The sequence below is a fragment of the Aeromonas sp. s13 genome (assembly GCF_040907905.1).
Taxonomy (GTDB): domain Bacteria; phylum Pseudomonadota; class Gammaproteobacteria; order Enterobacterales; family Aeromonadaceae; genus Aeromonas; species Aeromonas veronii.
Genome location: NZ_JBFOCS010000071.1, coordinates 1 through 14,529, shown reverse-complemented (window position 1 = coordinate 14,529; position 14,529 = coordinate 1). Strand labels below are relative to the sequence as shown.

Here is a 14,529-nt window from a genome sequence, read left to right as displayed (position 1 = left end):
CCATATGTGTATTTGGATGGCCCCGTGGCGTCACTTTTTGTCGCATGAATAATTATTGCGACCTAATGATATTCTGAAATTGTTTCCGCTGTGGCTTGAGATTACCGCCAAGATCGGGCCAGGGGAGCCAGTGGTCGGGCACCATAAAGCCGGGCAGGGTGCTGCGGATCCAGGCAGCCAGTTCGGAGTCGGGAACCGGCTCGCCGTGCCAGTCGATAAAGGCGGCGGGGCGTTGCCCCCACTCGTCGCTCGGTACCGGCACCACCAGCGCCTGGGCGACAGCGGGATGATCTACCAGTCGCTGCTCTATGGTTTCGGGCTGGATGTTTTCGCCACCCGAGATAAAGAGGTTATCGAGCCGTCCCTCTACCAGCAGCTCCCCTGCCGCAGTGAACCTCCCCTTGTCGCGAGTATGAAACCAGCCTTCGCCATCGAGGGGCAGTTCCAGCTCGCCATCTCGGTAGTAACCGGCAAACAGGGTGGCGCCGCGCACGCAGATCTCCTGCTCCCTGATACACACCTCCCGTCCCGGTAGCGGTTTGCCAACTACGCCTGCATCGCCGGGTAATGCAGTGCAGACCTGACTGCCCATCTCGGAGAGACCATAACTCACCTTGGGTTCGAGCCCCATGGAGCAGAGGCGACTCACCAGCGGTTGCGGAATGGCGGCGCCACCGAGCAGCAACTCGCGCAGGCGGGTGCGAGCGGGATCAAAACCCTCTGCCAGCAGGCGCCAGAGCTGGGTCGGCACCAAGGACAAGTGAGTGATGGGCTGGCACTCCAGCCGCTCCTTGAGGGGCCGTTCACGCTGATCCAGCACCAGCGTGGCGCCCGCCAGAAAGACCCGAAACAGGATGGCGTAGCCGCCGACATGGAACAACGGCAGGGAGAGCAGCCAGCCGGATTCCTCATCGAGGGGAATGAGGGTGGCAGAGCCGCGCGCCGAGGCAAGGTGGTTGCAGAGCCGATGCACCACCGCTTTCGGTGTGCCGCTGGATCCTGAGGTGAGGATCATGTTGTTGAGCTGGGTCGATGCCAGCGGCCATGTTTCCTCGCTTGCCGGCAGTTCGCGCGTGAAGTCGAGCTGCAGGGGCTGCCAGTTGCCTGCCGGGATCTCCCCTGCCGACCAGAAGGCATCGACATCGAGTTGCACCGCCAGCTCGCGCTGCTTTTCGAGAGGAAAGGCGGGGTTGAGCGGGCAGAACACCACGCCGCTGCGTACGCAGGCCCATGCCAGCAGCACATCTTCCAGCGCACCGCGCACCACTGCAGCCAGATGATCGCCACGGCGCACGTCGACTTGTTCCAGCTGTTGGCACAGGCTGTTGAGGCGGGCATCGAGCTGGCGGTAACTGAGGGGCGAGGCGGCGTGGATGGCAATGCGGTTCGGGGCTGTAATTGCCCGGTGGCGTACCGGGCAAGGTGTCTGTTCGGGTGAACGGGAGGGGTCAATCACGGTAATACAGTTGCTCCAGTCGGCTCAGATCCGGTTTGCCATCTTCCCCCAGCAGGTTGCCTGCCATCCAGCGGCGGGTATCCAGACCCGGCGCCTGTTCGGGAGCCCATTCGCCTGCCAGATGAAAGAGCTGGTTCAGGCCCAGATCCGATTCGAAGCAGGAGGAGATGATAACCTTGAGCCGCAGTTCGCGGGCGCGGGCGATCAGCGCTTCGCAGTTGGCGAGTGAACCGAGCAGGGTAGGCTTGAGCACCAGCGCGCGCAGTTGCGGGATCGGCTCCCACGGCTTGCCTTGTGCCAGCAGCTCGTCCAGCGCCACCGGCATGCCGGTGCGGTTGGCGACAAAGGCGATGTCGGCAAAGTCGGCGCAAGGGTCTTCCAGATACTCGATGCGATTCGGGTCGAGGTGGCCACAGAAGGTCCACGCCTCCTCGCGAGTCCAGCCTTGGTTGGCGTCTAGCACCAGCTTGAGGGAGGGGAGGCGATCGCACAGCAGGCGGATCAGCGCCAGCTCGTCACGCATCGGGTAGCGCGCCACCTTCAGCTTGGCCTTGCCTGGCGTGCGGTGCAGCCACTCTTTCCAGTTGCGCAGCAGCTCCTGGGGGGAGCCTTGAATGAGGGGATAGGGCTCCGGCAGCGGGTTGCGCTGCTCGGGCCATGTCCGGCGCGCGCAGTCGAGGCCAAATTGCACCGACGGCAGCACAGGGGTCGGGGTGTCGCCGGCGGCCAGGGCCGCCAGCGCGGCAAGGGCTTCTGCCTCTGCCTGTTGCAGGCTCTCTTTCGAGAAGCCGGGCAGGGGGGCGATTTCCCCCCAGCCGTCGTTGATGCGCACCAACAGCCCCTCTCGCGCCACCTCCACCTTGCCGTGAAAGGTCAGGGGCTGGGTAAAAGGCAGTTGATAGCGATACAGGGCGAGTGTCATCAGGGATTCCGCTTGTATTTGGAGAAGTCGGGGCGACGCTTTTCGTTGAAGGCGTTGCGGCCTTCCTGACCCTCTTCGGTCATGTAGAAGAGCATGGTGGCATTGCCCGCCAGCTCCTGCAAGCCCGCCTGACCATCACAGTCAGCGTTGAGGGCGGCTTTCAGGCAACGTAGCGCCATCGGGCTGTTTTGCAGCATTTCACGGCACCAGCGCACGGTTTCGCGCTCCAGTTCCGCCAGCGGCACGACAGTGTTGACCAGACCCATGTCGAGGGCTTGCTGGGCATCGTACATGCGGCAGAGGAACCAGATTTCGCGGGCCTTCTTCTGGCCGACAATGCGAGCCATGTAGGAAGCACCCCAACCGCCATCGAAGGAGCCCACTTTCGGGCCGGTCTGGCCAAACTGGGCGTTGTCGGCGGCGATGGTCAGGTCACACATCATGTGCAGCACGTGGCCGCCACCGACCGCGTAGCCCGCTACCATGGCAACCACTGGTTTCGGGCAGGTGCGGATGTCGCGCTGGAAGTCGAGCACGTTGAGGTGGTGAGTCCCCTCGTCATCCCGGTATCCACCGTAGTCGCCACGGATCTTCTGGTCGCCGCCGGCGCAGAAGGCTTTCTCGCCAAAACCGGTCAGGATGATGGTGCCGATCTGATCGTCATAACGGGCATCGGCCAGCGCCTGCAGCATCTCTTTGACGGTGCGGGGGCGGAAGGCGTTGCGCACCTGGGGACGGTTGATGGTGATCTTGGCAATGCCATCGTTGGACTTGTGATAGAGGATGTCCTCGTAACCGGCGGAGCAATCCTGCCACTCAACAGGAGCGTACAGTTCCGCTTCCGTCATTGCTTCAATCATGGTTTTTTCCTTCTGATCTGGGAGAGTGCAGTTGAGCACCGAGTTGAACACAGAGTTGAGCAATCCCGGCATGTTGAACAGGTGCGTACAGTTCAGCTTCCGTCATTGCTTCAATCATGACTCGTCTCTTCTTGTTGGTTGACCCACTCCGCGAGGAGTCGGGCAAAGTTATCAGGCTGATGGGCGTGCAGATTATGGCCGCCATCCAGCACCACGTGGTTGATTCTGCGATTTTGGTTCGCCAGCTGACAAGCCAGCTGATGGAATTTGTGATCCCGCTTACCACTCACATAAGTAACCGGCAGCTGGCTCGCCATGAGCCAAGGGGCGAGATCCGGCTGCTTGCCGAGCGAAGTAGCGCGTAGCATGGTGGCGATGCCCTGACCGTCGTTGCCAAGGCGGCGGGCGATCTGGCTGGCCCGGGCCGCATCATCGAGATCGGCAAACACCCCTTGCCGGTACCAATCTGACAGCACGTCAGCCAGGGGCTCACGCTCGAAGCGCTGCGCCCACTGTTCATCGTGCTGGATGCGGGCGGCCCGCTCATTGTCTGGTAGCCCCGGGTGGCAGTTCTCCAGCAGCAGCCCCCGCAGCCCGGCGGGCTCGCGGCTGGCGTGATAGAGGGCCAGTCGCCCACCCAGCGAGTAACCCGCCAGCAGATAGCATTCAATGTTGCGGCTGGCCAGCTCGGCGACCAGCCACTGGTGGCTCTGCTCAAAGTCGCTGACGTTGAGAGCGCTATGCTGGCCGTGGCCCGGCAGGTCGAGGGCGATGCAGTGGATGGCGGGCAGCCGGTCGATCACCGGTTGCCAGTCGCCGCAATCCCCCAGCAGGCCGTGCAGCAGCACCAGCGGCACATTGGCATCTTTATTTACCACGGATGGCGGCCCCCAGCGCCTTGAGATCATCGGCCACCTGCTCGCTCGGTACCCGGATCTCGATCAAGGTAACGCCATGTTTAAGGGCGGCGCGGTAATCGTGCTCGAACTCGGGCAGGGTGGTCGGTGCGCGATAGGCGAGGCCAAACATGGCGGCAGCATGTTCAAAGCTGAGGCCGTGGGGCAGCCGATAGTAGCTCTCCAGCAGCTCCCCATCTGTGGGCACCGGCAACATACGGAAAATGCTGCCGCCATCGTTGTTGAGCAGGAGCACCACCAGCGGTCGGCTCGCCTTGCTGAGCAGCGCGAGGCTGTTGAGATCGTGCAGGGCGCTGAGATCCCCAAGCAGCAGGGTGGTGGGCTCATCACTGTCCTGCTCGATTGATTGGGCAAAACCGTAGGCGGTGGCGATCAGACCATCGATGCCGGAGGCGCCGCGGTTGGTCATCACCCGGCTCGGCCCCTTGCCCGTTTCGCCGAGCATATCCATCAGTCGGGCTGGCATGCTGTTGCCGACAAACAGTTGCCCTTCGATAAGGGAATTGAGGCGATGGCAGACCCCAAGTTCGGAGAAGTGCTCGCAGGCAGCGGCGATCTGCTGGCTGGCGTTATGTTGCAGCTCGGCCAATGTGTGCCAAGGGGCTTGTGTGGTGACCGGATGGGCTGCAGCAAAGGCGCTGGCACTGCAGAGCAGCCGGTTGCGCAGCCGGTAGTCGGGATCCAGCCGCGCTGGTTGCGGATCCACCAGCCAGTAATCCTGCCATGAATGGTGCTTGATGAACTGGCCGAGCCGCTTGGAAACAAGCCGCGCGCCAAATTGCAGCAGCACCTCGGCGCGGCCCAGCTCGGCGACGAATTCAGAGTCGTTGAGCGCCATATCCATATGGATGAGGTTGCGGCTGTCGAAGCGGATCTGGCTCTGCAGATCCGCCAGCAGCGGCCAGCCGAGTTGCTCCGCCAGCGCGGCGGCGGCCTGTGCCTGATTCGGGTCGGTAATGCGGCCAGCTACAACGATGCCGCGCTGTTGCCGAAAGGTTTCCCACTCCGCCTGAGGTGGGCAGGTCGGCTCACTTTGCTGCCACGGGCTCCAGGGCTTCTGCGAGCCGAGCCAGTCACCGAGGGGGGCCAGATAGTCGGAGAAATCCTGATAGTGCTCGCCCGGGTAGAGGGGCTCGGGGTACATGCAGTTGAAGTGCACCACCCCGGGGGTGAGCACCTGCTTGGCCAAGGCTTGGTCCACCGAACTCAACACGAAGGCGGCCGGAATGGTCGGGGTGGGGCTCGGCAGGTTCTGCTGATAGACGGGGTAGCGGCCGAAGATCCCCTGCTGGTCGATCGCCTGATTGGCGCCGTTGTCGATAAGCTCGTGAGGGCGATCGGCGGAGAGAATAATCAGCGGCACGCCGGTGAGCTGTGCCTCTGCCACCGCGGGCCAGAGGTTGGCTACCGCGGTACCCGACGTCATGATCACAGCCACAGGCCGGTTGCTCCCCTTGGCCAGCCCGAGCGCCATAAAGCCGAGGCCGCGCTCGTCAAAGTGCAGGTGACGACGAAAGCCTTGATGGGCCGCGGCTGCCATGGTCAGCGGCGCAGAGCGGGAGCCGGGGGCCAGCGCGATGTCGCGCACCCCGAGGCGAAAGAGCTCCTCCAGCAAGAGGGAGGACCAGACGTGGTTGAAGGTGGCGTGCTGGCTCGAAAACGGGGGGCAGGCAAACTCTTCGCTGGCAGGCTCTTTACGGGTGGGCATAGGGGCTCTCGTAGCGTGAAAAGGGTGAATGACTATCCCAGCAGGGAGAGCACATTGGCGATCTTGTTGTCGAGCTCGGCCCACTCGGCGACAGGCTCGGAACCGGCGACAATGCCGGCACCGGCAAACAGGGTGACGCTGCCCGGCTGAATGCGGGCACTGCGAATAGCGACCGAGAACTCGGAGGTCTCCCGACTCAGCATGCCGCAGGCTCCGGCGTACCAGCCGCGATTATAGGGTTCGAACTCTCGGATAAAGGCGAGCGCCGCCTCGCGCGGGGCGCCGCCTACCGCTGGCGTCGGGTGGAGGGCATCGAGCAGCTGCCAGTCGCAGACGCCGGGCTTGAGCTCGGCTTCGATATCGCACTTGAGGTGTTGCAGCAGCCGCAGCTTGAGAATGCGCGGCTCGGTCAGGGTGGCGTCGTGGGCCAGCGGCGCCAGTCGGCTGAGAATGTCGGCATGTACCAGCCGGTTCTCCAGCCGGTTCTTGCTGTCGGCCAGCAGCTCGGCGGCCAGTTGGGCATCCACCTCTTCATCGCCGGAGCGGCGGATGGTGCCCGCCAGCGCCTCGGTAAAGAGGTGGCTCCCTTCCCGGCGGTAGAGCCGCTCGGGGGAGCAGGCGATAAAGGCCTGCTCGGGGGAGAATTGAAAACCGAAGTGGAAGCAGTCCTGAGCGTGGCGGGCCCACTGGTCGAGCATGGCCCAGGGATTGATATCTGCATCATGGTTCGGACTGGTCAGCACGCTCTCCCGCGACAGCACCACCTTGGGGGTGTGGGCCTGAAAATCAGGGGCGGTGACGCGTTCTACCAGCGTCTGCCACTGGGCGGGGCCGGGGCAATCCTGTCGCTGCCAGGGCTGTTTTTGCAGGGCGGGCAGCGGTGCTTCCGGGCACAGGGCATCAAGGGCGGCTTCGGCCGCCTGCAGTTCGGCCTCGAGATTGTTTTCATCCAGCCAGAGGTTGAGGCAGAGACTGACGCACTCGCCACGGCGCACCAGCTCGATGCGGGGCAGCACGAAACGGCAGGGGCCAAACCCTTGCCAGCCGGATTGGGCTGGATCGAACGCCAGCCCGCCATAGTAGCGAGGGCTGTCGTCATGATGCTGGTTGGCTGTGTTAGTGCACACCTGCTTGATGGCGTGCGGTTCGGTCAGTTCATGGATGGCGCCCAGCGCGACATACTCGGGACGAGCCTCTCCACGGGCCTGCCAGTAGATGCGGGGATAGAGGGTTTGCGCCGCGAGCCAGCCCAGAAAGGAGCGGATTTCGATCGCCACTCGCAACCGTACGAAGCCGCTGACGTTGCTGTGACGCAGGGCGTCCAGTTGTTGCTTGATATGGGTCTGAGCCAACATGGATTCTTGTCTGAGCCGGGTAGTAACGAGCGATCCGGTAGCTGGATGCCGTAGGTTTATGCCAAAGGGCGATGATTTCCTATATATTATCTGCCCATTCGTCCATGTAAATCGCCCGCGGGAGCTTCACTCTCCGGGGCCAAGTATACCCAAATCCGGTTCGATAACCCTTAACACGATCAATATCCGATTGTTTGGCCATCACAAAATGACAAATACCTTCTCTGTTTGGTTGCTGGCGGCGCGTTTGCGAACATTGCCGCTCGCCTGCTCTTCCATCCTGCTGGGCTCGGGGCTGGCTGCCAGTCGTGGCGCCTTCGATGGCACCATCATGGCGCTCTCCCTGCTGACCGCCATCCTGCTGCAGATCCTCTCCAATCTGGCCAACGATTACGGCGATGCGGTCTCCGGCGCCGACAACGGCGAGCGGATCGGCCCGCAGCGGGCGGTGGTCTCCGGCCTTATCACCAAAAAGCAGATGTGCGTGGCGATGGGGCTGACCGCGCTGGCGGCGGTGGCCAGTGGCCTGCTGCTGCTCGGCTGCGCCTTCGGTGGCCAGTGGCTGCAGATTTTGGCATTTGTGGTGCTGGGTGGCGCGGCCATCGTCGCGGCGGTGACCTACACCGTCGGTAAGACCCCTTACGGCTATCGCGGGTTTGGCGATATCTCGGTGTTCTTATTCTTCGGTCTGTTGGGGGTGCTCGGCTCCTACTACCTCTTCACCAAGACGCTGGAGTGGGATCTGCTGCTGCCTGCCACCGCCTGTGGCCTGCTGGCAACCGCCGTGCTCAATATCAACAATGTGCGCGATATCGAGACCGACGCCGCTAGCGGCAAGATCACCCTGGCGGTGCGCCTTGGCCGCAATCGCGCCATCGCCTATCACTGGGTACTGCTGGGGGCAGCGCTGCTGGCGACCATCGCCTTTATCCTGATCCAGCCCGCCAGTTTCTGGCCGTGGATCTTCCTGCCCGCCATGAAGCCTCTCAGCGATGCGGCCAAGACTCTTCGCGAAAGCTACGATGGCGAGGTGCTGACCGGTTCCCTCAAGAAGACCGCCATCAGCGCGTTTCTGTTCAGCCTGCTGCTCTCCATCGGGTTAGCGCTCTCCTGACCGCTGGTCGCAGCTCGCCAAGGCGAACAATGAAAAGGGCTCCCGAGATGGGAGCCCTTTTTGGTTTTGGCCGGTTTAGCTGGCGCGCGCCACCCTGAGAGGGCGGCGGGAGAAAATCAGGATATCCAGCAGCCAGATGACGACCATGGAGGCGCCGACCAGCGGGAAGGCGATCCCCAGCAGGATCAGCAGGGCGATGGCACCGCGCATCGGCGGCAATTTGGCGGGCAGTGGCGGCGCGGCGAGACGCCCCTGCGGACGGCGACACCACCAGATCCACAGACCACTCACAGCGCTGGCCAGCACCATCAGGCAGATAAGCAGCATGGCGAGCTGATGGGGCCAGCCGTAGAGCTTGCCCATGTGCAGCATGACGCCACTCTCTACCGTCTTGGCGACCGGGCCGTAATCCTGCCAGCGCACATCGGCCAGCACCTTGCCGCTGTATTGATCGATATGCAGGGTGGCGTCGTTGCGTGGATCGTCGGCAAACAGGGCAATGGTGTAGACGCCGGTGGCGCCGACCGGCGGGGTGATGCTGTAACCCGGTTGGACTCCCCGCTCATGGGCGATCTCGACCACCCGTTGCAGCGCAATGCGCTGGCTTGCCATCACCACTCCCTCATGCTCGCCGTGGTTCATGGCGCCGTGATCGTGCCCCTCATCGACCGGCTGCGAGCTGGGCATGGGGATGTTCTCCACCGCCCAGGGGACGGTCTGCTCATGGGCCTGATTCAGAGTGCGGGCCAGCGGCGCCGATTTGGGCACCTCGTTCCACATGGCGGCCGGGAAGCGGTTCCAGACTGCGGCAAACTGGTCACCCCAGAATCCGGTCCAGGTCATGCCGCTCAAGAGCAGCAGCAACAGGAAACCTGCGCCCCAGAAGCCGACCACGGCGTGCAGATCGCGCCACCAGAGGCGGCCACGCTGATTGACTCTGGGCCAGAGAATACCGCCCACGCCGGGCCCCTTGCGCGGCCACCAGAGATAGAGACCGCTCAGCAGCAGTACCAGCCCCCAGCCTGCGGCCAGTTCGATCAGCCGATCCCCCGTGGTGCCGAGCAGCAGGTCGGCGTGCAGGGAGCGAGCCACCGCTTGCAGATTCCACTTGTTATCCATGGTGCCGAGCAGGGCGCCGTTGGCGGGATCCATAAACAGGGTCAGTTCCTGTTCACCCCGATTGACGATGAACTGAGCGCTCAGGTCGGGAGCGGCAGGCGGCAGGTACTTACGCAGGCTGGCATCGGGCATGGTCATTATCGCCTTGGCCAGCAGCTGGTCGGCACTCAGGGTTTGGCTGGCGGTAGCGACCTTCATCAGCTCGGGGTACATCAGGTTGTCGAGCTGGGGTTTGAACAGATAGACGATCCCGGTCAGTGACAGCAGGATCAGGAAAGGGGCGACAAAGAGACCGGCGTAGAAGTGCCAGCGCCAGATCCGTTGGTAATGACTCGAGTCCCTGTTTTTCATTGCACATCCTTGTTGGGGGGGCAAACCTTTCGGCAGGTGGAATGTTTGTGGCGGCGCGGATAATAGCAGTAACGTTTCGTTAACTGCAATCACACATCTTGAGATCGGTTCGGTGCGGGATGTCGGTAACATGAGGTGCCGACGGTTTGCTGGATAGGATGAGCACGCTTTGGGAAAAGCCTGTTTGCTGCTGGACTTTTCCTTATAAATTATTACCTTGTGGTAACAATTTGCAGGCGATGGTGGTGGTAACGGAATGGGAGCAGTCATGCAGCCACATGGGCAATTCGACATGGAGCGCAGGGGCCAGATGCTGATCTGCCGCCCGAGTGGCCCCTTCAATCTGGCTGGTGCCATGGCCTATGAGGCGCGTTTTCGTCACGAACTGGCCGGATTGATGGATGGCCCCTGGGGGATTGTCGAGGTCGCGACCGAGTTTGAAGCAGCTGGGCCCGAGGTGCTGGCCCGTTTTCGTCGCCAGTTTGGCTGGTGTGCCGAGAGTGGCTGTCAGTTTCTGGCGGTGGTCTTCGTGGGGGGCTTCAAGCGCTATCTGGCGGATAACATCTTCATGGGGTTACCCTTTCGGGCAGTACGTTACTTCGAGCAAGAGGCAGCGGCCATCCAGTGGCTGGGAGAGCAGCTCAACATCGCGCCCTGTGAACCTGCGAGTGCTTGACCACCCCGCTCCCCGCGTGGACGGGCTTCACTCCAGCTTGATAAACCACTTGTCCCGCTCGTCAACGCAGTCGGGTTCACCCATTTCGAATTCACGGCAGATCAGCGGCCGCACCTCGTAGATACGGCACATCATGGTGTTGCGGTCGAGGGCGGCGCACCAGCCGTCGTCCAGCCGGCGCATGACCGGTATCTCGCCATCCCGTTCCAGTACATAACGGTCCGGCACGCCGGTATCGGTAAAGAGCATCACTTCGAGGCGGCAGCAGCAGGCTTCGCAGTTCTGGCAGCTCACATCGGTTTGGATTGCTTGGGTCATGGTGCCTTTCTTGCCGCATGGCGGCATCGGAGATATGAAACAGGCGCCTGTCAGGCGCCTGTGGTCTGGCTAACGGCTTGCAAAAAACCTTAGCCCAGTTTGCGGGCGCGGTAGCTGCGACCCTTGATCTTGCCTTCCTGCAACCGCTTGAGGGCGGCGCTCGCCACGCTGCGCTTCACGGCGACGTAGGAGTACTGCTCGGAGATCTGGATCTTGCCCACATCGGCGCCGGCAATGCCGCCTTCACCGGTCAGGGCGCCGAGAATGTCACCGGCCCGCACCTTGGTCTTGCGGCCTGCATCGATGGAGAGGGTCACCATCTGCGGGGCGATCGGCTTGATATCGCGGCCGATGCTGTCGAGATCACCCAGCGGCATCGGAGCCTGCTGGTACTCTTCGATAAAGTTGACGCGCTGGGCCTCGTTCGGCTGATAGAGACTCAGGGCCAGACCCTGCTGGCCGGCACGACCGGTACGGCCGATGCGGTGTACGTGCACTTCCGGATCATAGGTCAGCTCGTAGTTGATGACGGCGCCCAGCTCCTTGATGTCGAGGCCACGGGCCGCCACGTCGGTGGCCACCAGAATGGTGGCGCTGCCGTTGGCAAAACGCACCAGCACCTGATCCCGCTCGCGCTGTTCCAGATCGCCGTTCAGCGCCAGCGCCGAGAAGCCCTTGGCGGCCAGATGGTCGGCTACGTCGTTACAGGCGCGCTTGGTGTTGCAGAACACCACGCAGGAGCTGGGCTGGTAGTGACTCAGCAGCCAGGTGAGGGCGTCGAGGCGCTGACCAGCAGGCACTTCGTAGAGCTTCTGTTCGATGGCGCTTCCCTCGTGCAGGGACTCCACGCTCACCTCGACCGGATTGCGCTGCACGCCGCGGCTCATCTGGGCGATCCCTTCCGGATAGGTCGCGGAGAAGAGCAGGGTCTGGCGCTGTTGTGGGGCATAGCTGATGACCCGGTTGATATCTTCGCCAAAGCCCATGTCCAGCATGCGATCCGCTTCATCCAGCACCAGCGTCTTGAGGCCGGAGAGCTCCAGCGTGCCTTGCTCCAGATGTTTGAGAATGCGACCCGGAGTGCCGACGGCGATGTGGGCACCAAAGCTCAGGGTTGCGGACTGCGGTGCGGTCGGGGTGCCGCCGCACAGGGTCACCAGCTTGACGTTGGGCAGGGCGCGCGCCAGACGACGGATCTCCTGAGCCACCTGATCCGCCAGTTCGCGGGTTGGGCAGAGCACCAGCGCCTGCACTTCGAGGCGGTTGACGTTGAGCTTGGCCAGCAGGCCGAGGCCGAAGGCGGCGGTCTTGCCGCTGCCGGTTTTTGCCTTGGCGATCAGGTCTTTGCCATCGAGCACCAGGGGCAGGCTCTGGGCCTGGATCGGGGTCATCTGCAGGTAACCCAGGCTGGTGAGGTTCTCTTGCAGGGCGGGGGAGAGATTGAGGCTGCTAAATTCGCTGTTGTTCACAAAAGGACTCTATTTCGGAGAAAACGGGGATGCGCGAGCGCTAAGGCCGCGCATCATACCAGAATGTGGCACCGGATGTGGCGGATTTTTGAACGGCTGGTCACGAGGGGGCCATGAAAGGTTCATTTGTTGCCAAACCGATCGCGGGCGAGCACTGACAATGTAATAAGGACTATTTTTCAAACACACATCTAATTATTTATCGCGGATAAACGTTTTCTATTTTCAGTGTTTTAATATAATGACTGGAAAATATTCCACGAGTAGTTATTGCGCCATAGGGAATGTTGCGAAAATGCTGATGAAATATTTTCAAAGAACATAAAAACGGCGCCAACCTTACTCAATATAATGTTTTTAAAGGAATTTATATTTTCAATGTTGCGCGATTAATATCAGTTCATTGCACAATTAATTTAAAAACGTTTGTATTATCCTGCCTCCATAATATTGCGCGGGATTGTGATGGCTATCTGATTTTTAAATGTGCAAATGTCTATGATGGCGCCGGTCAAAAATTACAATTTACTCAGGTGCTACAGGTATGGAATACGTTCACTTTGTGCTCGGACTGGTGATGGTCCTCGCTCTCTCTCTGCTGGCTAACCGCCACAACTGGAAACAGATCAAGCTGCGTTATATCGGCCAACTGCTGGTGGTCGAACTGGCGCTGGCCTGGTTCATGCTGAACTCGGAAGTGGGTCTGGCGGTGGTGGGGGGCTTTGCCGCCGGCTTCACCAAGTTGATGGAGTTTGCCAAACAGGGTACCGACTTCGTGTTCGGTGGTCTGGTCAACGAAGGGGCCTTCTCCTTCTTCCTGATGGTGCTGATGCCCATCGTCTTCATCTCCGTGCTGATCGGTATTCTGCAGTACATCCGCCTGCTGCCGCTGGTGATCCGCGGTATCGGTACCGTGCTGGCCAAGATCAACGGCATGGGCAAGCTGGAGTCTTTCAACGCCATCAGCTCGATGATCGTCGGCCAATCCGAGAACTTCATCGCCCTCAAGAACATCCTGCCGCACCTGAACGAGAAGCAGATGTACACCCTGGCTGCGACGGCCATGTCTACCGTCTCCATGTCCATCGTCGGTGCCTACATGCAGCTGATCGAGCCGCGCTACGTGGTCGCCGCGCTGGTGCTCAACATGTTCAGTACCTTCGTGGTGCTCTCGCTGATCAACCCCTACGAGCCGGATAACTCCGTGACCGACATCAAGGCCATTGCCGAAGGTGACGAGCACCACACCCCGAAGAAAGAGAACTTCTTCGAGATGCTGGGCGAGTACATCATGGCCGGTTTCACCGTTGCCGTTATCGTGGGTGCCATGCTGGTGGGCTTTATCGCCCTGATTGCCCTGATCAACTACCTGTTCGAGATGGCATTTGGCGTGAACTTCCAGTTCGTCATGGGTTACCTCTTCTACCCGATCGCCTGGATCCTGGGTATCCCGAGTGGTGAAGCGCTGCAAGCGGGCTCCATCATGGCGACCAAGCTGGTAACCAACGAGTTCGTGGCGATGATGGATCTGGGTAAGGTGGCTGCCGAGCTCTCTCCGCGCACCGTTGGCATCCTCTCAATCTTCATGGTCTCCTTCGCCAACTTCAGCTCCATCGGCATCATCGCCGGTGCGGTAAAAGCGCTGAACGAAGAGAAGGGCAACATGGTTTCCCGCTTCGGTCTGAAGCTGGTCTACGGTTCTACCCTGGTCAGCCTACTCTCTGCTGTTATCGCAGGCATCATGATCTGATCCTCTGGCGGCACCCGCCACGGTTTGAGCCCCTGACCTCGTCAGGGGCTTTTTTGTTTCTGGTGTCCCGTCCTGAATATGGTTTACACCTTTCCCCCCAATAAATGGAGAACTCGATGGGACAAGGTGTGAAACGGACACAGCGCGATTACTCGCTGACTTTTAAACTGGCACTGGTCGAGCAGATTGAAAAAGGCGAGCTCACCTACAAACAGGCTCAGGTGCGTTATGGCATTCAGGGCCGTTCCACCGTTCTGGTATGGTTGCGTAAACATGGTCGGCAAGATTGGAGCCAGGGGGCTTCTGTACGTGCCGGCAGGAGCATCACCATGCCTGACCACGACAACCAGACGCCAGAACAGCGCATCAAGGAACTTGAGCAACAGCTGGCGCTGATGAGTCAGAAAGCCCAGTTCTTCGAGGCCGTCGTCGATGTACTGAAGAATGACTACGGCGTCTCCATCGTAAAAAAGCGACCCGGCAAGTCCTCTCGCAGCGGCAAGTCGAGAGGCTG

12 protein-coding genes and 1 pseudogene are annotated in these 14,529 nt (G+C 61.2%); 4 read left to right on the top strand and 9 right to left on the bottom strand.

The window, feature by feature from the left end; genetic code table 11:
- Positions 1-52: 52 nt before the first annotated feature.
- The 6 genes from menE to AB5Y82_RS14255 all read right to left on the bottom strand — a co-directional run bounded on the left by menE (position 53) and on the right by AB5Y82_RS14255 (position 7,218).
- Entirely contained in the window at positions 53-1,456 is a 1,404-nt protein-coding gene (menE, locus tag AB5Y82_RS14280; RefSeq protein WP_159144404.1) for an o-succinylbenzoate--CoA ligase, read from the bottom strand.
- Positions 1,449-2,378, bottom strand: a complete 930-nt coding sequence (gene menC, locus AB5Y82_RS14275) for an o-succinylbenzoate synthase (RefSeq protein WP_106844043.1) — start codon at positions 2,376-2,378, stop codon at positions 1,449-1,451. The genes menE and menC overlap by 8 nt, the downstream gene beginning before the upstream one ends.
- A complete protein-coding gene (menB, locus tag AB5Y82_RS14270; protein ID WP_197971580.1) occupies positions 2,378-3,226 on the bottom strand; it encodes a 1,4-dihydroxy-2-naphthoyl-CoA synthase in 849 nt (282 codons plus the stop codon). The genes menC and menB overlap by 1 nt, the downstream gene beginning before the upstream one ends.
- A gap of 122 nt (positions 3,227-3,348) precedes the next feature.
- Entirely contained in the window at positions 3,349-4,146 is a 798-nt protein-coding gene (menH, locus tag AB5Y82_RS14265) for a 2-succinyl-6-hydroxy-2,4-cyclohexadiene-1-carboxylate synthase (protein WP_159144403.1), read from the bottom strand.
- Positions 4,106-5,863 (bottom strand): 2-succinyl-5-enolpyruvyl-6-hydroxy-3-cyclohexene-1-carboxylic-acid synthase, encoded by a 1,758-nt coding sequence (menD, locus tag AB5Y82_RS14260; RefSeq protein WP_159144402.1) that lies wholly within the window; start codon positions 5,861-5,863, stop codon positions 4,106-4,108. The genes menH and menD overlap by 41 nt, the downstream gene beginning before the upstream one ends.
- A gap of 32 nt (positions 5,864-5,895) precedes the next feature.
- Positions 5,896-7,218: an isochorismate synthase MenF gene (locus AB5Y82_RS14255; RefSeq protein WP_159144401.1), complete on the bottom strand. Its 1,323-nt coding sequence runs from the start codon at positions 7,216-7,218 to the stop codon at positions 5,896-5,898.
- Positions 7,219-7,426: 208 nt separating this feature from the next.
- Here AB5Y82_RS14255 and AB5Y82_RS14250 point away from each other — a divergent pair, with 208 nt between their 5' ends.
- Entirely contained in the window at positions 7,427-8,332 is a 906-nt protein-coding gene (locus AB5Y82_RS14250) for a 1,4-dihydroxy-2-naphthoate polyprenyltransferase (RefSeq protein WP_005363134.1), read from the top strand.
- A gap of 75 nt (positions 8,333-8,407) precedes the next feature.
- On the opposite strand, the gene AB5Y82_RS14245 is transcribed toward AB5Y82_RS14250, so the two are convergent.
- Positions 8,408-9,802, bottom strand: coding sequence for a PepSY-associated TM helix domain-containing protein (locus AB5Y82_RS14245; protein WP_368174143.1), 1,395 nt, complete (start codon positions 9,800-9,802; stop codon positions 8,408-8,410).
- A gap of 268 nt (positions 9,803-10,070) precedes the next feature.
- Here AB5Y82_RS14245 and AB5Y82_RS14240 point away from each other — a divergent pair, with 268 nt between their 5' ends.
- Positions 10,071-10,478 (top strand): hypothetical protein, encoded by a 408-nt coding sequence (locus tag AB5Y82_RS14240; RefSeq protein ID WP_204419693.1) that lies wholly within the window; start codon positions 10,071-10,073, stop codon positions 10,476-10,478.
- Positions 10,479-10,505: 27 nt separating this feature from the next.
- Here AB5Y82_RS14240 and AB5Y82_RS14235 read toward each other — a convergent pair whose 3' ends face one another.
- Entirely contained in the window at positions 10,506-10,796 is a 291-nt protein-coding gene (locus AB5Y82_RS14235; RefSeq protein ID WP_005335921.1) for a YkgJ family cysteine cluster protein, read from the bottom strand.
- A gap of 89 nt (positions 10,797-10,885) precedes the next feature.
- The gene (gene dbpA / locus AB5Y82_RS14230) at positions 10,886-12,265 is read right to left on the bottom strand and encodes an ATP-dependent RNA helicase DbpA (protein WP_005335919.1); all 1,380 of its coding nucleotides are present in this window, start codon (positions 12,263-12,265) and stop codon (positions 10,886-10,888) included.
- A 544-nt stretch (positions 12,266-12,809) separates the two neighbouring features.
- On the opposite strand from dbpA, the gene AB5Y82_RS14225 reads away from it, so the two are divergent.
- Positions 12,810-14,015 (top strand): NupC/NupG family nucleoside CNT transporter, encoded by a 1,206-nt coding sequence (locus tag AB5Y82_RS14225; RefSeq protein WP_005363118.1) that lies wholly within the window; start codon positions 12,810-12,812, stop codon positions 14,013-14,015.
- 116 nt (positions 14,016-14,131) lie between these two features.
- Positions 14,132-14,529 (top strand): annotated as a pseudogene (locus AB5Y82_RS14220) (IS3 family transposase); the annotation flags it as partial.

Excerpts from the sequence above, each read along its gene's own strand:
- AB5Y82_RS14255 (WP_159144401.1), bottom strand. The coding sequence starts at position 7,218 with ATGTTGGCTCAGACCCATATCAAGCAACAACTGGACGCCCTGCGTCAC.
- AB5Y82_RS14245 (WP_368174143.1), bottom strand. The coding sequence starts at position 9,802 with ATGAAAAACAGGGACTCGAGTCATTACCAACGGATCTGGCGCTGGCAC.
- AB5Y82_RS14250 (WP_005363134.1), top strand. The coding sequence starts at position 7,427 with ATGACAAATACCTTCTCTGTTTGGTTGCTGGCGGCGCGTTTGCGAACA.
- AB5Y82_RS14240 (WP_204419693.1), top strand. The coding sequence starts at position 10,071 with ATGCAGCCACATGGGCAATTCGACATGGAGCGCAGGGGCCAGATGCTG.
- menB (WP_197971580.1), bottom strand. The coding sequence starts at position 3,226 with ATGACGGAAGCGGAACTGTACGCTCCTGTTGAGTGGCAGGATTGCTCC.
- AB5Y82_RS14235 (WP_005335921.1), bottom strand. The coding sequence starts at position 10,796 with ATGACCCAAGCAATCCAAACCGATGTGAGCTGCCAGAACTGCGAAGCC.
- menD (WP_159144402.1), bottom strand. The coding sequence starts at position 5,863 with ATGCCCACCCGTAAAGAGCCTGCCAGCGAAGAGTTTGCCTGCCCCCCG.
- AB5Y82_RS14225 (WP_005363118.1), top strand. The coding sequence starts at position 12,810 with ATGGAATACGTTCACTTTGTGCTCGGACTGGTGATGGTCCTCGCTCTC.
- menC (WP_106844043.1), bottom strand. The coding sequence starts at position 2,378 with ATGACACTCGCCCTGTATCGCTATCAACTGCCTTTTACCCAGCCCCTG.
- menH (WP_159144403.1), bottom strand. The coding sequence starts at position 4,146 with ATGATCTCAAGGCGCTGGGGGCCGCCATCCGTGGTAAATAAAGATGCC.